The organism is Mesorhizobium sp. WSM4816 (genome assembly GCF_055811535.1).
The window spans coordinates 1-18,283 of sequence record NZ_JBVVQR010000010.1 but is presented as its reverse complement, the minus strand read 5'-3'; the positions used below and the strand labels follow the sequence as shown (position 1 = coordinate 18,283).

General features: G+C 63.4%; 21 protein-coding genes. 10 read left to right on the top strand and 11 right to left on the bottom strand.

Features of this window, described 5'->3' with window-relative positions; all coding sequences use genetic code 11:
* Positions 1 to 60 precede the first annotated feature (60 nt).
* Complete coding sequence (locus AC0L3H_RS13565; RefSeq protein WP_473585789.1) at positions 61 to 975, bottom strand: SMP-30/gluconolactonase/LRE family protein; 915 nt, start codon at positions 973 to 975, stop codon at positions 61 to 63.
* A gap of 273 nt (positions 976 to 1,248) precedes the next feature.
* Here AC0L3H_RS13565 and AC0L3H_RS13560 point away from each other — a divergent pair, with 273 nt between their 5' ends.
* On the top strand, positions 1,249 to 1,416 hold the full coding sequence (locus AC0L3H_RS13560) for a hypothetical protein (protein WP_023803346.1): 168 nt from the start codon (positions 1,249 to 1,251) through the stop codon (positions 1,414 to 1,416).
* A gap of 89 nt (positions 1,417 to 1,505) precedes the next feature.
* Here the strand turns inward: AC0L3H_RS13560 and AC0L3H_RS13555 are convergent, their stop codons facing one another.
* From AC0L3H_RS13555 to ccmA, 4 genes are all read right to left on the bottom strand, one after another.
* Positions 1,506 to 2,084 (bottom strand): DsbE family thiol:disulfide interchange protein, encoded by a 579-nt coding sequence (locus AC0L3H_RS13555; RefSeq protein ID WP_023803345.1) that lies wholly within the window; start codon positions 2,082 to 2,084, stop codon positions 1,506 to 1,508.
* The gene (ccmD, locus tag AC0L3H_RS13550) at positions 2,081 to 2,248 is read right to left on the bottom strand and encodes a heme exporter protein CcmD (protein ID WP_023803344.1); all 168 of its coding nucleotides are present in this window, start codon (positions 2,246 to 2,248) and stop codon (positions 2,081 to 2,083) included. The genes AC0L3H_RS13555 and ccmD overlap by 4 nt, the downstream gene beginning before the upstream one ends.
* Before the next feature lie 135 nt (positions 2,249 to 2,383).
* The gene (gene ccmB / locus AC0L3H_RS13545) at positions 2,384 to 3,049 is read right to left on the bottom strand and encodes a heme exporter protein CcmB (RefSeq protein WP_473585788.1); all 666 of its coding nucleotides are present in this window, start codon (positions 3,047 to 3,049) and stop codon (positions 2,384 to 2,386) included.
* Positions 3,050 to 3,086: 37 nt separating this feature from the next.
* Positions 3,087 to 3,689, bottom strand: a complete 603-nt coding sequence (gene ccmA / locus AC0L3H_RS13540) for a heme ABC exporter ATP-binding protein CcmA (protein WP_473585787.1) — start codon at positions 3,687 to 3,689, stop codon at positions 3,087 to 3,089.
* A 285-nt stretch (positions 3,690 to 3,974) separates the two neighbouring features.
* Between ccmA and acnA the strand changes: the two genes are divergently transcribed.
* Entirely contained in the window at positions 3,975 to 6,665 is a 2,691-nt protein-coding gene (gene acnA / locus AC0L3H_RS13535; protein WP_473585786.1) for an aconitate hydratase AcnA, read from the top strand.
* Positions 6,666 to 6,779: 114 nt separating this feature from the next.
* Here the strand turns inward: acnA and AC0L3H_RS13530 are convergent, their stop codons facing one another.
* Positions 6,780 to 7,448, bottom strand: coding sequence for a ceramidase domain-containing protein (locus AC0L3H_RS13530; protein ID WP_473585785.1), 669 nt, complete (start codon positions 7,446 to 7,448; stop codon positions 6,780 to 6,782).
* Positions 7,449 to 7,624: 176 nt separating this feature from the next.
* Here AC0L3H_RS13530 and AC0L3H_RS13525 point away from each other — a divergent pair, with 176 nt between their 5' ends.
* The 3 genes from AC0L3H_RS13525 to AC0L3H_RS13515 all read left to right on the top strand — a co-directional run bounded on the left by AC0L3H_RS13525 (position 7,625) and on the right by AC0L3H_RS13515 (position 9,365).
* A complete protein-coding gene (locus AC0L3H_RS13525; RefSeq protein ID WP_473585784.1) occupies positions 7,625 to 8,419 on the top strand; it encodes a DUF1223 domain-containing protein in 795 nt (264 codons plus the stop codon).
* A gap of 66 nt (positions 8,420 to 8,485) precedes the next feature.
* On the top strand, positions 8,486 to 8,950 hold the full coding sequence (locus AC0L3H_RS13520) for a hypothetical protein (RefSeq protein WP_473585783.1): 465 nt from the start codon (positions 8,486 to 8,488) through the stop codon (positions 8,948 to 8,950).
* A 28-nt stretch (positions 8,951 to 8,978) separates the two neighbouring features.
* Positions 8,979 to 9,365: a DUF2794 domain-containing protein gene (locus AC0L3H_RS13515; protein ID WP_023803338.1), complete on the top strand. Its 387-nt coding sequence runs from the start codon at positions 8,979 to 8,981 to the stop codon at positions 9,363 to 9,365.
* On the opposite strand, the gene AC0L3H_RS13510 is transcribed toward AC0L3H_RS13515, so the two are convergent.
* From AC0L3H_RS13510 to AC0L3H_RS13495, 4 genes are all read right to left on the bottom strand, one after another.
* A complete protein-coding gene (locus AC0L3H_RS13510; RefSeq protein ID WP_473585782.1) occupies positions 9,366 to 9,938 on the bottom strand; it encodes a GNAT family N-acetyltransferase in 573 nt (190 codons plus the stop codon). It lies immediately after the preceding gene.
* 117 nt (positions 9,939 to 10,055) lie between these two features.
* Entirely contained in the window at positions 10,056 to 10,835 is a 780-nt protein-coding gene (locus AC0L3H_RS13505; RefSeq protein WP_091592171.1) for a Bax inhibitor-1/YccA family protein, read from the bottom strand.
* Between the two features lie 241 nt (positions 10,836 to 11,076).
* Complete coding sequence (locus AC0L3H_RS13500) at positions 11,077 to 13,575, bottom strand: ABC transporter permease (RefSeq protein WP_473585881.1); 2,499 nt, start codon at positions 13,573 to 13,575, stop codon at positions 11,077 to 11,079.
* A 187-nt stretch (positions 13,576 to 13,762) separates the two neighbouring features.
* Complete coding sequence (locus tag AC0L3H_RS13495; RefSeq protein ID WP_473585781.1) at positions 13,763 to 14,458, bottom strand: ABC transporter ATP-binding protein; 696 nt, start codon at positions 14,456 to 14,458, stop codon at positions 13,763 to 13,765.
* A gap of 84 nt (positions 14,459 to 14,542) precedes the next feature.
* On the opposite strand from AC0L3H_RS13495, the gene AC0L3H_RS13490 reads away from it, so the two are divergent.
* Together AC0L3H_RS13490 and thpR are read left to right on the top strand one after the other, a co-directional pair.
* Positions 14,543 to 15,187 carry an arylesterase gene (locus AC0L3H_RS13490; protein ID WP_473585780.1) on the top strand — a complete coding sequence of 215 codons (645 nt, stop codon included), beginning with the start codon at positions 14,543 to 14,545 and terminating at the stop codon, positions 15,185 to 15,187.
* Between the two features lie 139 nt (positions 15,188 to 15,326).
* Complete coding sequence (gene thpR / locus AC0L3H_RS13485) at positions 15,327 to 15,923, top strand: RNA 2',3'-cyclic phosphodiesterase (protein WP_027153691.1); 597 nt, start codon at positions 15,327 to 15,329, stop codon at positions 15,921 to 15,923.
* On the opposite strand, the gene AC0L3H_RS13480 is transcribed toward thpR, so the two are convergent.
* Positions 15,827 to 16,345 (bottom strand): low molecular weight protein-tyrosine-phosphatase, encoded by a 519-nt coding sequence (locus tag AC0L3H_RS13480; protein WP_473495511.1) that lies wholly within the window; start codon positions 16,343 to 16,345, stop codon positions 15,827 to 15,829. The two genes, thpR and AC0L3H_RS13480, sit on opposite strands and share 97 nt — an antisense overlap.
* A 52-nt stretch (positions 16,346 to 16,397) precedes the next feature.
* On the opposite strand from AC0L3H_RS13480, the gene AC0L3H_RS13475 reads away from it, so the two are divergent.
* The 3 genes from AC0L3H_RS13475 (at position 16,398) to AC0L3H_RS13465 (ending at position 17,933) form a co-directional block, all read left to right on the top strand.
* Positions 16,398 to 16,718 (top strand): 4a-hydroxytetrahydrobiopterin dehydratase, encoded by a 321-nt coding sequence (locus AC0L3H_RS13475; RefSeq protein WP_473495512.1) that lies wholly within the window; start codon positions 16,398 to 16,400, stop codon positions 16,716 to 16,718.
* A gap of 115 nt (positions 16,719 to 16,833) precedes the next feature.
* Positions 16,834 to 17,196, top strand: coding sequence for a YkvA family protein (locus tag AC0L3H_RS13470; protein ID WP_473495513.1), 363 nt, complete (start codon positions 16,834 to 16,836; stop codon positions 17,194 to 17,196).
* A gap of 233 nt (positions 17,197 to 17,429) precedes the next feature.
* A complete protein-coding gene (locus AC0L3H_RS13465; RefSeq protein ID WP_091592451.1) occupies positions 17,430 to 17,933 on the top strand; it encodes an invasion associated locus B family protein in 504 nt (167 codons plus the stop codon).
* Positions 17,934 to 18,283: the final 350 nt, after the last annotated feature.

The following is an 18,283-nucleotide window of genomic DNA, read 5'->3' as shown; positions in this document are numbered from 1 at the left end:
CATTGGTCTCGCCGACGAACCAGTCACGCGCAGCGACCTCTTCGAAGACCCCAGGGCCGCTCAAAATGTCTTTGCGCCGTTGACCATCAGCCGGACCATGTAGAGGGAGGTCGTGCCGGCGATGTAGAGGCAGTTCAGCTTGTTGCCGCCGAACACGCAATTGGCGACGACTTCCGGCACCTTGATCTTGCCGATCAGCGTCCCGTCCGGATCGTAGCAATGGATGCCGTCGGCGGCACTGGTCCAGATCCGACCCTGGTCATCGAGCCTGAAACCATCGAACAGGCCGGCCGTGCAATCGGCGAAGACCTTTCCGCCTGAGACCTTCTTGCCGGCCCCGTCGACATCGAACACCCGCATATGCGCCGGATTCTGCGCGCCATGCGTGCGGCCGGTATCGACGACGTAGAGCTTGCTCTCGTCGAGCGAGAAGGCAAGCCCGTTGGGCCTGACCATGTCGGTGATCACCGCTTCGATCTCGCCGGTGCCGGGGTCGGCCCGGTAGACATGGCAGGCGCCGATCTCGCTCTCGGCCTTGTCGCCCTCATAATCCGTATCGATGCCGTAGGTCGGGTCGGTGAACCAGATCGAACCGTCGGACTTGACCACCGCATCGTTGGGCGAGTTCAGCCGCTTGCCGCGCCACTTGTCGGCGATGGTGGTGATCGAGCCGTCATGCTCGGTGCGGCTGACGCGGCGGCCCGAATGCTCGCAAGTGACCAGCCGGCCCTGCCGGTCGACGGTGTTGCCATTGGAATTGCCCGACGGCTGCCGGAACACGCTGACGCTGCCGTCGGTCTCGTCGTAGCGCAGCATGCGATTGTTGGGGATGTCGGACCAGACCACATAACGGCCGGCCGCAAACCAGGCCGGTCCTTCGGCCCACCGGCATCCGGTGAACAGCTTGTCCACCTGTGCGTTGTCGTTGAACAGCCGCGCAAAGCGTGGATCGAGAATTTCGTAGTCTTCGGCCATGGTTTTCTCCCGGGTCATGCAAATCGTTGGTGCCGGCGCGATCAAGCCAGCCGGCGATCGATATGGCAAGATCGTGTATCGGGACAGGCAATGCGGCCCTTGCTCGACTGACGGATGGAAGGACGGGCCCATGCGCCGTTAACCGGCTATGCGCCCAGCGCAATGGTGCATTGCAACATCTTCTTTTTGCGATGCACCATAACTATGTCATGCTGCGTATCGATCAGGGAGGAACAACCTGCCGCAACAAAGCGGCACAGAAGGAACCTCGCTATGATTCTCGACAGCCTCATGAGCCGCGCTCGCACCAGCATCGCCAAGCGCCGGCAATACAACCGCCTCATCGCCGAAATCGATTCGTTTTCCAGCCGCGATCTGGCCGACATGCGCGCCGACCGCAGCGAAATGCTCTATCAGGTCCACAAGCAGGTCTACGGCTGAATCTTCGGTCGAGCTATCACGTTCGTAATCCTTGGGCGTAACGACGCAAAGCGGAGTGAAGACCCAAGGATGACGAAACGGCAGGGCCATCAGCCGGGTGCTGCCAGCGCCTTCTCGATCTCCGGCAGCAGCAGCGCTTGTGCTGAGCCCGGCGTCAGCGGGCCGACGTGCTTGTAGGCGATCTTGCCGTCCTTGCCGACGACGAAGGTTTCCGGCACGCCGTAGACCCCCCAGTCGATCGCCGCGCGCCCTGCCGTGTCGACGCCGATCGCCTGGAACGGGTTGCCGAGATCGCCGAGGAACCGGCGAGCGTTTTCCGGCTGGTCCTTGTAGTTGAGGGCGGCGATGACGAAGCGCTTGTCCTGCGACAGCGCCAGCAGCAGCGGATGTTCGTCGCGGCACGGCCCGCACCACGACGCGAAGACGTTGACGAGCGTGACCTTGCCGGCGAACTGCCTGGAATCGAGCCCCGGCAAATTCATGCCCTCCAGCGCCGGCAGATTGGTCTGCGGCGCCGGCAGGCCGATCAGCGCCGATGGCACTTCCGAAGTGTCGCGGCCGGACAGCAGCTGCGTCAGGAACAGCCCCGCCAGCCCGAGGAAAATCAGCAGCGGCAACAGCACGATCAGACGGCGTGAGCGCGCCGGCGTTTCCGTCTCCATGCTCATGATTTCCCCGCCTTGTCGGAGCGCCGCCGCACGCCGGACGCTTCCAGCTCGGCGAGGTCTCGTCTGCGTGCACGCTGGTCGAGCAGGATCCAGCCGATCAGCCCGGCCAGCACCACGGCCGTGATAGCATAGGCAGCGGTCACATAGAGCGCATGCGCGCTCATAGGGGTCGCTCCTCCGGTGCAAAACCTTTCAGCCGGACCATTTCGCTTCGTTCCAACATGCCTTCCTTTAACCCTGCGCCATCGGCTTCGCAATCGACAGCAGCGCCGCAGCCTTTGACGCCCTGGCCGGCCACATCAGTCGGTTCCATGGCGCAGCGCCAATGCTGCCGCAACCGGCCCCAGCACGGCAAGAAACAAGGTCAGCGCGGCAAGAATGAGGAAAGGCTGCAGAAACGGATCAGGGTTCGCCACCGCGCCATAGCTTGCCGAGACGCCGAAGATCAGCACCGGGATGGTCAGCGGCAGCACCAGCACCGAGATCAGCAGCCCGCCGCGCGGCAGTGCCACCGCCACCGCCGCACCGGCCGCGCCGATGAAGGTGATCGCCGGCGTGCCGACCAGAAGGGTCAGCGCCGTGGCGCCGATGCCGATCGGCTCCATGTTCAGGAACAGGCCGAGCAGGGGTGCCGCGATGACCAGCGGCAGCACGCTTCCTGCCCAATGCGCCAGGCATTTTGTCAGCACGGTCAGCGCCAGCATCTGCCGGTCGTCGCCGAGCACCAGCAGATCGAGCGAGCCGTCTTCCCGGTCGGCCTGGAACAATCGGTCGAGACCGAGCAGGCAAGCCAGCAAGGCGCCGATCCACAGGATCGCCGGGCCGATGCGGGCAAGCAGATTGAGGTCCGGCCCGACGCCGAACGGGATCGTGGCGATCACCGCGAGAAAGAAGATCACGCCGGTCAGCGCCCCGCCGCCGGCCCGGATACTCAGGCGAATATCGCGCAGGAAGAGGGCTAGCATGGTGTGAGACGCCCTTGCCCAGGCGGGAACGCCGACATCAACCGGTCATCCTCAATTCTTGTGCCCCCTCCAACCCCAGCGGCAGATGCGTCGCCGCAATAATGATTCCGCCCTCGTCCAGATGCTCCCGCATCAGCCGGCCGAATCGCTCTTCCGAAGCCTTGTCCAGCCCGGCCGTCGGCTCGTCGAGCAGCCACAGCGGCCGCCGGCTGACCAGCAGTTTTGCGATCGCCGCGCGGCGGCGTTGCCCGGTGGAGAGATAGCCGAACGGCAGATGGCCGATACCGTCAAGCCCGACCATTGCCAGCGCCTCTTCGGCGCTCAAGAAATCCGCGCCCGAAAAATCGCGCCAGAAGCGCAGATTTTCCGCCACGCTCAGCGCCGTCTTCATCGCGTTCTGGTGGCCGAGATAGTGGCAGGCCGAGGCGACCGACGGAAAATCCTCACCGCCACCTTCGACAAGCAAACGGCCTGTCGCCACCGGCAGCAGCCCGGCAACGACCCTGAGCAGCGTCGATTTTCCCGCGCCGTTCGGCCCGGTGACGATCAGCGCCTGGCCTTTGCCAAGGGCAAAGTCGAGGCCGGAAAAAACCGCCTCGCCGCCGCGTTCGCCGCCCAGATTTTCGGCGATCAGCCGCATTCCATGCCCGTCCCGAAAACATCGCGCCACGGCAGCTGCCGCATCGCACAAAATAGCCGTTCGACTGTCTAGAACTATTCCAGGAAATTCTCTATATGCGGGGCATCCGTGCCAGCGGTCGGCACGGGAAGCGAATTAGCGCCGAACCAGCGCACGCGCCGCCTTGAACGGCTCGGGTTGGCTGGGAACGGACAGCGGAAATGGCCGTACCCGCACCTTTGCGCGTGATTGCATGCCATCGGCGTCCGTTCCCTTTCAGGCTGAACAGACAAGGACGGATCGCACGTGTCAAAATCCTTCGATAGTTTCAATTGCCGCCGCACGCTGACCGCGGGCGGCTCCGACTATGTTTATTACGACCTCGTCGAGGCCGAGAAGAACGGCCTCACCGGCATCGCCCAGTTGCCCTATTCGATGAAGGTGCTGCTGGAGAACCTGCTGCGCAACGAGGACGGCCGTTCCGTCACCAAGGAGAGCATCCAGGCGGTTGCCGGCTGGCTGACCGACAGGGGCACCGCCGGGGTCGAGATCGCCTATCGCCCGGCCCGCGTGCTGATGCAGGATTTCACCGGCGTTCCGGCCGTGGTCGACCTGGCCGCCATGCGCGATGCCATGGCCTCGCTCGGCGGCGACCCGCAAAAGATCAATCCGCTGGTGCCGGTCGACCTGGTCATCGACCACTCGGTCATCGTCGATGAGTTCGGCACGCCGCTGGCTTTCGCCAGAAATGTCGAGCTTGAATACGAGCGCAATGAGGAACGCTACAAATTCCTGAAATGGGGCCAGCAGGCCTTCCGCAACTTCCGCGTCGTGCCGCCCGGCACCGGCATCTGCCACCAAGTCAATCTCGAATATCTCGGCCAGGTCGTGTGGACCAACACTGAAGGCGGCGAAACCACCGCCTATCCCGACACCTGCGTCGGCACCGATTCGCACACCACCATGATCAACGGCCTTGGCGTGCTCGGCTGGGGCGTCGGCGGCATCGAGGCCGAGGCCGCGATGCTTGGCCAGCCCGTCTCCATGCTGTTGCCCGAAGTCATCGGCTTCCGGCTCACCGGCAGGCTCAGGGAAGGCGTCACCGCCACCGATCTCGTGCTCACCGTCACCCAGATGCTCCGCAAGAAGGGCGTCGTCGGCAAGTTCGTCGAATTCTTCGGTCCGGGTCTGTCCAACATGACGCTGGCCGACCGCGCCACCATCGGCAACATGGCGCCCGAATATGGCGCGACCTGCGGCTTCTTTCCGGTCGATGGCGAAACCATCCGTTACCTCACCATGTCCGGCCGCGAGGAAAACCGCATCGCGCTGGTCGAGGCATACGCCAAGGCGCAAGGCATGTGGCGCGATACCGGGTCGGCCGATCCGGTCTTCACCGACCTGCTCGAGCTCGATCTCGGCAGTGTCGTGCCGTCGATGGCCGGCCCCAAGCGTCCAGAGGGCCGGGTCGCGCTTGAAGGCATTCCGGCCGGCTTTGTCAAGGCGATGGAAACCGAATACAAGAAGGCGGTCGAAATCGACAAGCGCTATGCCGTCGAGGGCACCGACTACGACCTTGGCCATGGCGACGTCGTCATTGCCGCCATCACCTCCTGCACCAACACGTCGAACCCGAGCGTGCTGATCGGCGCCGGGTTGCTGGCACGCAACGCCAACCGGCTCGGGCTCAAGCAGAAGCCGTGGGTCAAGACATCGCTGGCGCCGGGCAGCCAGGTCGTCGCCGAATATCTGGAAAAATCCGGCCTACAGAAGGAACTGGACCAGATCGGCTTCAATCTGGTCGGCTTCGGCTGCACCACCTGCATCGGCAATTCCGGCCCGTTGCCGGCGCCGATCTCCAGAACCATCAACGACAAGGGCTTGATTGCTGCCGCGGTGCTTTCCGGCAACCGCAATTTCGAAGGCCGCGTCTCGCCCGACGTGCAGGCGAACTACCTCGCTTCGCCGCCGCTGGTCGTCGCCCACGCACTGGCCGGGACCGTGACCAAGGATCTGACCACCGAACCGCTCGGCGAGGACCGCGACGGCAACCCGGTCTACCTCAGGGACATCTGGCCGAGTTCGGTCGAGATCCAGGAGTTCATCGAGAAGAACGTGACGCGCGAACTGTTCGCCCGCAAATATGCCGACGTCTTCAAGGGCGACGAATACTGGCAGAACGTCAAGGCGCCGGAAGGCCAGACCTATGCCTGGGACAACAATTCGACCTATGTGCAGAACCCGCCCTACTTCGCTGGCATGACATCGGGCTTCGGCACGATCGGCGACATCAAGGGCGCCCGCGTGCTCGGGCTGTTCGGCGACAAGATCACCACCGACCACATCTCTCCGGCCGGCTCGATCAAGGCGGCCTCTCCGGCCGGCAAGTATCTTACCGACCATGGCGTCGGCGTCGCCGACTTCAACCAGTACGGCACGCGGCGCGGCAATCACGAGGTGATGATGCGCGGCACTTTCGCCAATATCCGCATCCGCAACCACATGCTGGGCGAGAACGGCCGCGAAGGCGGCTACACGATCCACTATCCGTCGAAGGAAGAGAGATCGATCTACGACGCCGCCATGGAGTACAAGAAGGAAGGCGTGCCGCTGGTCATCTTCGCCGGTGTCGAATACGGCAACGGCTCGTCGCGCGACTGGGCGGCCAAGGGCACCAACCTGTTGGGTGTTCGCGCCGTCATCGCTCAGTCGTTCGAGCGCATCCACCGCTCGAACCTGGTCGGCATGGGGGTCATCCCCTTCGTCTTCGAGGAGGGCACCTCATGGGCCTCGCTCAACCTCAAGGGCGACGAACTGGTCGAAATCGACGGACTGAGCGCCATCAAACCGCGTCAGAAGATGATCGCGAAGATCACTTATGGCGACGGCACGGTGAAGAACATTCCGATCATCTGCCGCATCGATACGCTGGACGAGCTCGACTACTTCAAGAACGGCGGCATCCTGCAATATGTGCTGCGCGATCTGGCAGCATAATTTGAAGGGAATAGGGGAATAGGGCAGTAAGGGAGTAGGGAAGACAATACCTACTGCCCTACTGCCCTACTGCCCTACTGCCCTACTGCCCTACTGCCCTACTGCCCTACTGCCCTACTGCCCTACTGCCTTCCCAAACCGCGCCGCCGCCGCCAGCAGCACGCCGAGCATCAGCCCGTTGAGGATGTGCCACAGGAAATGCGTGCCGAGCGGGAAGCTGCCGCAGACCAGCGGATCGATCGTCCTGAAGATGACCGACACGACGAAGATCGCCGAGCCCGCCAGATTGTACCAGCCGGCGCGGTTGCCGCTCGCCGCCACCCAGGCGCCGAAGAAGGCGAGCGCCAGGAAGGGCGGCAGGTAGCCGGTCGTGCCGTTCGATGCCTGGCGCAGCCAGTCCGGCAGGGCCGAGGTCAACAACCCGGTGACGGCATAGAAGGCAAGGAAGATGGCGATCGCCTTGCCCCATTTCATACCGAGGAAACGGCGCAGGTTGAACAGCGTGTAGGCCAGCGTGAACCCGGCGATCGGCAGCACGTCGGCCCAGACCGTGGCATGGTTGGCAAAGGTGTGGAACAGCGCCGAGCCGATGCCGATCGCCACCACCCACCAGGCCAGCATTTCGGCGAAGATGCCTGTGCCGCGCCGGCGCACCTCCCGGACACCCCACAGCCCGGCGACAAGAAAAGCCAGATTGGTCAGTGCGTTGACCGGCTCGGCCCAGAACTGTGGCCCGACCCGCTCGCAGTACAGGTCGACCGGCGTCAGGAGAGTTTGCCACATGCTGATTATCGCCCGAATCGGTATCCCTGAAGTGTAGCCCGTCCAGGAGCGCCCTTGCAGTTGGCTGCAGCGGTAAAAGTTTCACCGCAACGTGACTTCCCGTTGACTGCCGCTTCTGCCACATATTTCGCCAACCAGAACAAAGCCGGCCATCACCGGCGGGAGTCGAAACGGCCATGACACCTCGAAGACCATTGCGGCTTGCGGCGTTTGCGCTGGCCCTCTCGGTGCTTGCCGGAGCTGGACTTGCCGCCAATGCGCTTGCCGGCGAGGCCGACCGCTCCCAGACAGATAAATCCCTGGTCGGCCAGCCCTTGGGCGTGGTCGAGCTCTTCACCAGCCAGGGCTGCAGCTCCTGCCTGCCGGCCGATGCATTTTTCGCCGAGCTTGCCGCCAAGGAGAACATCGTCGCGCTCGCCTATCACGTCGACTACTGGGATTATCTCGGTTGGAAGGACACGCTGAGCCGCAAGGAGAACACCGAGCGGCAGTATGAATATATGCGTGCCTTCGGCAGCCGCTCGGTCTACACGCCGCAGGCCGTCATCAATGGCCGCAGCCATGTCAACGGCGCCCGCCGCGAGGAAGTCGACGGCGCTCTCGCCCGCATGGAAACGTCCGGCGAAGGCATGCAGGTCGGCATCAAGGTCAGCCGGACCAGCGACCGCGTCATCATCGACGCCGGAGATGCCGGGAGCGGCCCCAGCGATGCCCATGTCGTCATCGTCTATTTCGACCCGCCGCAGACGATCAAGATCGGCAAGGGCGAGAACACCGGCCGCAGCATGACCTATTGGAACGCCGTCTCCGGCATCCAGACCGCCGGCATGTGGCACGGCAAGGCGCAGCGCTACGAATTGCCGATGAGCGTGATTGCCAAGAAAGGCGGCTGCGCCGTGCTGCTACAATCGGTGGGCAAGGACGGCATGCCGGGTCCCATCCTGGGCGCCGCCTTGATCCACAAGCCTTGAACGCCCTCTCCTTCTCCCCTTGTGGGCCTTGTGGGAGAAGGTGTCGCCGAAGGCGACGGATGAGGGGTGTTCCAGCTTGGCAATTGCTTGAAATCGCCGCCGCCTCATTCCTTCCAGCACCCCTCATCCGTCTCGGCGCTGCGCGCCGAAGAAGCCGCGCGCATTCACTCGGCCAATAAAATAAAAAACCGACGTCAGCTTGCTTCTGACGCCGGTCATTTAGGTTTTGGGATCGTCGCGCTCGATTTCTCCAAGGGAGAAACCGAGGTTGGTTCGATCCGACGCAGACCCGTGGGCGGGGGGCTTGGGGTTTACGAGCCAGTGCCGGACCGAACCGTCTCAGGCAACACCCGTAAATTCGTCGGAGATTGGGGCTTTAGCGCGGTTAAAAGAAGGCAGGATTGTGGCAAAGCATCACCAATTTCAACGGGCGTTTTTATAAACGTGACTGGACACCGCGGAAACGTTGCGCCGCCAGCCTTTCCCCAGCCGGGCTTGCAATTCCATGGCGAAAGCGCCAACTTTGATTAATGTAAGATTCATTCGAAGGGATCGAGGCATGACTGATCACGGCAGTGGGACGGAGGATGGGGACGCATCCGCAATACTGATCCCGCTGCATGAGGCAAGACGTGAACGCCTCGACCAGCCGGTGCGGTTCGACCGGCGTGAATTGGACCAGATCCTGAGGCTTTACGGGCGCATGGTCGCCGCCAATGAATGGCGCGACTACGCCATCGACCATCTTGCCGACCGCGCCGTCTTTTCCGTCTTCCGTCGCACCAGCGAGGTGCCGCTGTTCCAGATCGTCAAGGATCCGAAGCTGGCGCGCCGGCAAGGGGCTTTCGCCGTCATCGCCGCCGGCGGCCGCATCCTTAAGCGCGGCCAGGAGCTTGGCCGCGTGCTTGGCGTGTTCGACCGCACGCTGAAACTTGTCGAGGCCTGACTACTTGTTGTGCTTCCGGAATCTCCGTTCCGGCAGTGAGTTGGGATCGGGCGGAACCTGAGACCCGCCATTGATTGGCAGTTGCATGAACACCGTGTCGAGCCAGCGTCCGAGCTTGTAGCCGGAGGCTTCCAGACGGCCCGAATGGCGAAAGCCGAGCTTTTCATGCAGCCGGACGGAGGCACTGTCCGGCCGACCGTCGCCGATCACCGCGATGATCTGGCGGAAGCCCGCCGCCTCGGCCGCCGCGATCAGCCCTTTCATCAGCTTCAGCCCGATGCCATGGCCCTTGGCCTCGGGCGCGACATAGACAGAATCTTCGACGATGAACCGGTACGCAGGCCGCGCCCGGAAGGCGCCAGCATAGGCATAACCGAGCACGATGCCGGCTTTTTCCGCCACCAGATAGGGAAAGCCGCTCGCTATCAAACTGTCGAAGCGCTCGCCCATCTCGGCACGATCAGGCGGCTCCAGTTCGTAGCTCGCCGTGCCGTGGATCACCGCATCGGCATAGATGGCGGTGATCCGGTCGAGATCGGCCGCTGTCGCGCCGCGTATCGTGATGCTGCTCATAATTTATGCAAGCCGTTCATCTGCCTTCTATAACAGCAAAGGCCGGCACAGAAGGAAAGGGCGGCCGTTGGGCCGCCCTTTCCAAATTCGCTGGTCCACAGACTCAAGGGGCCGTTGTTAACGGCGATCGCCCATGAACTGCAGCAGGAACATGAACAGGTTGATGAAGTCGAGATAGAGCCTCAGAGCGCCCATGATAGCCTTGCGGCCGGCGACATCAGTCTCGTCGCCCTCGAAATACATCTCCTTGATGTTCTGCGTGTCGTAGGCGGTCAGCCCTGCGAAGATCAGCACGCCGATCGCCGAAACGGCGAAGGAAAGCGCCGACGACTGCAGGAAGATGTTGATCACACTTGCGATGATCAGACCGACCAGGCCCATGATCAGGAACGAACCGAGCGCGGAAAGATCGCGCTTGGTCGTGTAGCCGTAGAGCGACAGTCCGCCAAAGGCGGCGGCGGTGGCGAAGAAGGTCTGCGAGATGCTGGCGGTGGTGTAGACCAGGAAGATCGACGACAGTGACAGGCCGACGAGGCCGGCATAGACCCAGAACGTCGTCTGCGCGGCCGAAACGCTCATCGACTGGACGCGAAACGACAGGAACAGCACCGCTGCCAGGGGGGCAAAGATCACCAGCCATTTCAGCGGCGAGCCGAAGATCGCGTAGCCGAAGGATGTCAGCATATCGCCGTTCGGCAGCGTAGCGACCGCCGAAGCCGGATCGGTGGTGGTGGCCAGCATGATCGTTCCGACCGCGGCGAGGCCGGTGATGAGGAGGCCAAGCCCCATCAGATTGTAGACCTTGATCATATAAGCGCGCAGGCCCTGGTCGATAGCAGCATCGACGCCGACGCCGGGCACGGCACGCGTCTGATAATTGCGAACGGGTTCAGCCATGGAAATCCTCATATTGCTTCTGCCCCGTCCGGTGTCCGGTCGATTTGGACCGAGGCGCCGCTGGCGGGGCTCCAGCATGCCTGCCGCGAAATATGATGGTTATTGGCGTCAAGAACAAGACCGTAACCGGGCGTAATGCTTCGTGAAGTAGCAAAAATCCGGATTTATCGGCCGTCCGAAGCCCAACATTAACAAGATTTAACCAAATCCCGGTCGCGTTGAGCTTGCCGACCCTTCCAGATCAGAGATTGCGCAGCACCGGCGCCGCCTTGTGGCCCAGCACCCGCCAGGTGCCGGCGAGGCCGATGCCGACCGTGACCAGCAAGGCAAAGACTATTGTGGCCACCGCCACATCGGGCATGAAATGCGACGGCAGCGTCATGACGCGCGCGACAACGAACCACGCCGCAATTCCGCCTGCGGCCAGCGCGAAGATCGCGGTGGCGAGGCCGATCAGCATGTATTCCAGCGAAAAGGCCGCGATCAGCGTCTTCCTGGTCGCGCCCAGCGTTTTCAGCACCACCGCATCGTGGATGCGGGCGCGGTTGCCGGCCGCCAACGCGCCGGCCAGCACCAGCACCGAGGCGATCAGCGCCACGCCGGCCGCGGCCCTGATCGCGGTGCCGAGTTGCGCCACCAGCCGGTTGACGATGTCGAGCGCGTCCTTGACCCTGACTGTCGTCACCGCCGGAAAGGCACGCGTGACGGCGTTGAGAAGACGGGCATCGTCGGCCGGCGACGCGCCCTTTTCGGTCAGCGTCGCCAGCCAGCTGTGCGGCGCGCCGGCAAATGTGCTGGGCGAGAACACCATGACGAAATTGATGCCCATCGTCTCCCACTCGACCTGGCGGAAATTGGCGATCTTCGCCGTCACGTTGCGGCCGAGCACGTTGACGGTGACGGTATCGCCGAGTTTCAGCCCGATCTCTTTGCCTTCCTCGGCCGAAAACGACACCAGCGGCTCGCCGGCATAATTGTCCGGCCACCATGTCCCTTCGGTCAGCGTCGCATTCGCAGGAATTCTGGCCTCGTAGGTCAGCCCGCGATCGCCGCGCAGCACCCAGGCCCCTTCCGCCGGGACCTTGACCTTGTCGACGTCGACGCCGTTCAGCGCCATCACCCGGCCGCGCAGCATCGGCACCTTGACCAGCGTGCCTTGCGGCGCCTCCCTGCCGACCAGCTCCGAGAACGCATCGACATCGCTGCTCTGGATATCGACGAAGAAGAAGTTCGGCGCCCGCTCCGGCAGGCTGCCGGAAATCTGCCGCCTGAGATTGCCGTCGATCAGCGCCAGCGTCACCAGAAGCGTCAGCCCCAGTCCCAGCGACAGCACCACCGACGGCGTCAAGGCGCCCGGCCGATGGATGTTGCCGATGGCGAGCCTGAGCACCGTCGAGCCAACGCGCGGGCTCCTTTTGGCGGCCCACTGCACCAGCGCGCCGACAAGGCGCAGCACCAAAAAAGCAAAAATGGTGGCGCCGACGAAGATCGAGGCGATGTAGCGGTCGCCGGAAAACAGAATGGCCAGCGCCGCCAGCAGCAGCGCGATGCCGAGCGCCGCCGCCGTGTAGAGCGGGCGCGGAAAACCGCGGCCCTCAAAACCCATTTCACGAAACAGCGCCGTCGCCGGCACGTCGCGCGCCCGGCCGAGCGGCAGCAAGGCGAAAGCCAGCGTCACCAGCAGCCCGAACAACGCCGCCATGCCGAGCGCGCCGGGATAGAATCCGCCTTCCGCCGGCACCGGAATGATCGACTGCAGCGCCGCGCTCGCCGCGATCGGCATCAGCGCGCCAAGCACGACGCCGAGCGTGATGCCAAGCACGGCGATCATCAGGATCTGCACCAGGTAGACGGCAAAGACGAAACCGCCCGAAGCTCCCAGGCTCTTGAAGGTGGCGATGACGCCGCGCTTGCCGTCGAGATAGGCGCGCACCGCGTTGGCCACACCGACGCCGCCGACCACCAGCGCCGTCAGCCCGACCAGCGTCAGGAACTGCGAAAACCGTTCGATATTGGCGGACAACGCCGGTGCTGCATTGCTGCGCGTGCGGATCGACCAGCCGGACTCGGGAAACTCCTCCGCCGCCTGATCCTGAATGGCTTTTATGCGCGTCTCGCCGGTGCCGCCGGGCAGGCGGACCTTGTAGGCGTTCTCGACCAGGCTGCCGGGCTGGATCAAACCGGAAGCGGCAAGCCCGTCGGTCGAGATCATCAGCCGCGGCGCAAAGCCGAAGCCGTCGGATACCGCGTCCGGCTCATTGACGAGCCGGGCGCGCAGTTCGAAGGTGGCGCTGCCCAGCTTCAGCCGGTCGCCGATCCGAAGGTTCAGCCGCTCGAACAAAAGGTCGGGTGCGACGGCGCCGAAAACACCGGATTGTTCGCCGAACAATTCCTGCTTCGACAGCACCGGCTCGGTCTGCAGCGCACCATAGAGCGGATAAGCGCCGTCGACCGCCTTGGCTTCGACCAGCGCCTGGTCGGAGCCGTCCTCGAGCCGCGCCATCGAGCGCATGTTGGCGCTGTGCGAGACCGTGCCCAGCCCGTCAAGAAAGACGTGCTCGGCTTGCGTCGCGGCGCGCTGATTGAGCTGGAAACGAAGATCGCCGCCGAGTAGCGACTGGCCTTCGTTGGCGACGCCGGCGGTAATCGCCCGGGCCACCGAATTGACACCGCCGATCGCCGCGACGCCAAGCGCAATGCAGGCAAGGAAGATCAGGAAGCCGGACAGCCCGCCGCGCATCTCGCGCAGCGAGAAGCGGAAGGCGAGTGAAAAGGTGCGCGCCCAAGGGACCCCCTCATCCGGCCGCTTCGCGGCCACCTTCTCCCCGAGGGGAGAAGAGGTCGCCAACGCCGGCGCCGGCCTCTTCTCCCCGCCGGGGAGAAGGTGGCCCGAAGGGCCGGATGAGGGGGTCTTATCAGCCATTGCGCTACGCCGTCACTTTAAGCAATGGCGCATCCTCGATCCGGCCCGACCGCATCGACACCTGCCGGGAGCAGCGTGCGGCGAGCGCCGGATCGTGGGTGACCAGCACCAGCGTCATGCCGCGCTCGGCCGCTTTGGCGAACAAAAGATCGGCGACCTGCCGTCCCGTCGCCTGGTCCAGATTACCGGTCGGCTCGTCGGCGATCAGGATGCGCGGCGAAGGCGCCAGTGCCCGGGCGATCGCCACACGCTGCTGTTCGCCGCCGGACAATTCGCCGGGATAGTGAGTGACGCGATCGCTCAAGCCCACCGACTCGAGCTCCCGCGCCGCCACCCCGAACGGATCGGCATGGCCGGCTAGTTCCAGCGGCACTGCGACATTTTCGAGCGCCGTCATGTTGGGAATGAGGTGGAAGGACTGGAAGACGATGCCAATGTTTCGTCCACGAAACGATGCGATCTGATCTTCGCTCTTGCCGTTCAGCAATTCGCCGGCGATTCGTACCGTACCCGAATCGACCCTTTCCAAACCGGCCAAAACCATCAGCAGCGTCGACTTTCCCGAGCCCGACGGACCGACGATGCCGGTCGCCTCGCCACTTGCCACGTCGAGGCTGACGCCTTTCAGCACATGGACGGAAGACGCTCCTTCGCCGAGCGTCAGCGATACGTTTTTCAGCGCGATGACGGCTTCTGTCAAAATAAAATCGTCCTATATGGGAAAGGGAGGGCAGAATTCCGCCTACCGCCAGTATAATGTTCTCGGTCATATGGGGCCTGCCGCATGGCTTTCAAACACCGACTTGCCGCAGCCTTCGTCCTTTTCCTCGGAATTTGCGGCGCCATTTCTTCGGCGCGCGCCGAGCCGTTCACGATCGTCGGTTTCGGCGACAGCCTGATGGCAGGCGTTGGCCTCGGACCGGACGAAGGCTTCACCCGAAAACTTGAGGCAGCACTCCGCGCCAAGGGCCACGATGTGACCGTCGCCAATGCCGGCGTATCCGGCGATACGTCGAGTGGCGGCCTGTCGCGGCTCGACTGGTCGGTGCCGGACGGCACGCAGCTTGTCATTCTCGAACTCGGTGCCAACGACATGCTGCGCGGCGTTTCTCCCGATATCACGCAAAAAAATCTCGACGCCATGCTGGCGAAGCTGAAGCAGCGCAACATCGCCGTGCTGCTGGCCGGCATGCGCGCCGCCCCCAATTTCGGCGCCGACTACCAGAACGGCTTTGACGCTATCTTCCCGAAACTGGCGGAAAAACACGGCGTCCCGCTCTATCCATTCTTTCTCGACGGCGTCGCCGGCGAACCAGCTATGCAACTTGAAGACGGCCTGCACCCGAATGCCAAGGGCGTCGACCGCATGGTCGAGCGCATACTGCCGGATGTCGAGAAAGCCATTGCCGTGGTTAAGGGCAACTCTTGAAGGGATCGGATTTCGATGATGCCACGCATTCCCCGCACGATTTGATTTTAGGCCAGGTGCAACCAACAAACCGCTTGCCCCGCTCGATTTTCGATGATTCGCTAGGGGCAGAGTTCGATTCGAGGACAGGAGGCTTGCCATGCCGCGTCTTTTCACCGCCCTCGAAATACCGCGTGATGCCGCCCTTTCGCTGTCCCTGCTCCGGGGCGGCCTGCCCGGGGCCCGTTGGATCGACGTCGAGAACTACCATATGACGCTGCGCTTCATTGGCGATGTCGAGGGCCATGTCGCCGACGAGATCGCCAACGCGCTCGACCGTGTCCACCGCCCGTCCTTCGCGCTGACACTGTCCGGCGTCGGTGCCTTCGGCCAGAAAAAACCGCACGCGGTGTGGGCCGGCGTCTCCTTCTCGCCCGATCTTGCAGCGCTGCAAGCCGAGATCGAGCGCATCTGCCAGCGCCTCGGCATCCCCGCCGACCCGCGCAAATTCATGCCGCATGTGACGCTGGCCAGGTTGCGCAATTCGAGCCCGCTCGACGTCGCCCAGTATCTTTCGGCGCGCGGCAATTTTTCGACGCTGCCCTTCCGTGTCGGCCGCTTCGTCCTGATGTCGTCGCGCGATTCGGTCGGCGGCGGACCCTACATCGTCGAGGAGGCCTGGCCGCTGTCGGGCGCCGACAGCCGTGCCTCGAGCCGCGTCGCCAGCGCCTCCGACGCTTCGCGGATCATGCGGTAGACCGAGGCAAACGCCTCCGGCCCCTGATGATAGGGGTCCGGCACGTCGCCCACCTTTCCCCCGGCGAACTCGAGGAACAGATGGACACGGTCGCGCATGGCGGCAGGCACCAGCGCTTTAAGATCCCGGAGATTCGATCGGTCCATGGCGAGAATGAGGTCGAAACGCGAAAAATCGTCCGGCGCCAGCTTGCGCGCCGTCTGTCCGGAAATATCGACGCCGTGCCGCTTGGCGATCGAGATCGAGCGCGGGTCGGGTGCCGAACCGGCTTCCCAGTCGCTGGTCCCGGCCGAATCGAGCAGGATATCCCGATCGAGGCCGCGCTCTGCCAGGACGGCGCGCAACACGCCTTCCGCCAGTGGCGAGCGGCAGATATTGCCGAGACAGACGAAGAGAATGGATTTTATCGGCTTTGCGCTCATCGATCCGGCATTGTGCTGAAGACTGCAAATCCAGATAGCACGGGAAACGACCATGGCGAGAGAGAAACTGAGCAGTGAGGCGGTCGCCGAGGCGCTGGCCGGGCTCGACGGCTGGTCGCTGGCCGAGGATGGCGGCTCGATCACGCGCAGCTTCACCTTCAGCGATTTTTCCGAAGCCTTCGCCTTCATGACCCGCGTCGCCTTGGCGGCGGAGACGATCGACCATCACCCCGACTGGTCGAACGTCTACAACACCGTGAGCGTGACGCTGAACACCCATGATGCCGGCGGCCTGACCGCGCTCGACTTCGAACTGGCCAGGACGATGGACCGCTATTTCGGTCAGGTCGTTGGAGATCTGTCGACGCCGTAGCCTGATTTTCAGGCCGCGGAACGGCCGAGCTCTTGTAGTGGACTGGCGCTTTCACCACATTTTCCGCTGGCAGGCGCGCGTGGAACGCCATGCGCAGCCTCGTTAGGAGAGACTGATGGCGCAAAAATCAGGTTTTGATTTCTTCGGCTTTGGCGGCAAGCCGGGCGACGAGAGCGAAGTGCGCGAGAAATTCTGGCGCACGGCCAGGCGGGCTGCCCGGCAGATCCCGTTCATGGAGGAACTGGTCGCCGCCTACTACTGCGCCATGGACAAGAACACGCCGCTGCGCGCCAAGGGCATCCTGGTGGCGGCGCTCGGCTATTTCGTGCTGCCGGCTGACGTCATCCCCGACTTCGTCCTCGGACTGGGCTTTACCGACGACATCGCCGTGCTGACCGCCGCGATCACCACCGTCAAAGCCCACATTACATCAGCGCATCGGCTCGCCGCCAAACAGGCGATTGCCGACAACGGCTGAGCCGGCGATAAGGCAGAAAAGTCAAACTCTTGCCGCTTTCGTGGCATCCAGTCGCGAAAGGGACGTTGCAACTGCCGCTTTCGAGCGACGGGCGCAAGGATGGCGGCGGTTTCCTGGGGTGGATGTCCTTTTCCTGAGGGAACTTCACCGTTTGGTAACCCAGATTAAATCAAAATGAAGCGACGGGCAGGACGCCGAGCCGGCCTGCCTCCGCACCATATATGGGAAAAGCGATGCGCGGATTGATTGCTACAATTTCGAGCCTGGCACTGGTGGCCATGACAGCGCCGGCTCTGGCGCAGTCGGCAACCAAGATCGGCCAGCACAATGCCTGGGGCACCTACAGCTACCAGGCGTCGGGCGGCAAGGTTTGCTATGTGTTGACCGTGCCGACCGACAAGCAGCCGCCGACGCTCGACCATGGCGACATGTTCTTCTTCGTCAGCCAGCGGCCGGGACAGCAAGTGTCTTACGAGCCGCAATTCATCGCCGGCTACAATTTCCAGGAAAACTCCAAGGCCACCGTCACCATCGACGGCAAGAGCTTTTCGATGTTCACCCGCGGCAAGTCGGCCTGGGTCGAAAATGCGGCCGAGGAGCCGGTGCTGATCGCCGCGATGAAAACCGGCAGCGACATGAAGGTGCAGGCGAAGTCCGGCCGCGGCAACACCACCACCTATGTCTTTTCGCTGAAAGGCATTTCGGCGGCGCTGTCGTCCATCGCCAGGTGCAAATAGCCAATAATTAGGTGCGGTCTTCCCTTCTCCCCTTGTGGGAGAAGGTGTCGCCGAAGGCGACGGATGAGGGGTGTTCCAGGGAACACCAACGTCTCATTCCTTCCAGCACCCCTCATCCGGCTCGGCGCTGCCGATCCACCTTCTCCCACAAGGAGGGCTTTGCACGGGGGCCGAAGTTTGGCGCAGATGGCGCATGGGGCGTTTTTTGAAACGCAATCAGGCGACATTGGCCCGGTTGCAGGGCATTTTTGCCCGCCTCGGGGGCCCAATTGGCCCCCCTCGGCGGATTTTGGGCAGACTCCGCCCCCTCATGCCGGCTTCCTCACCGGGAAGAGGACGGCGGCCGCCCG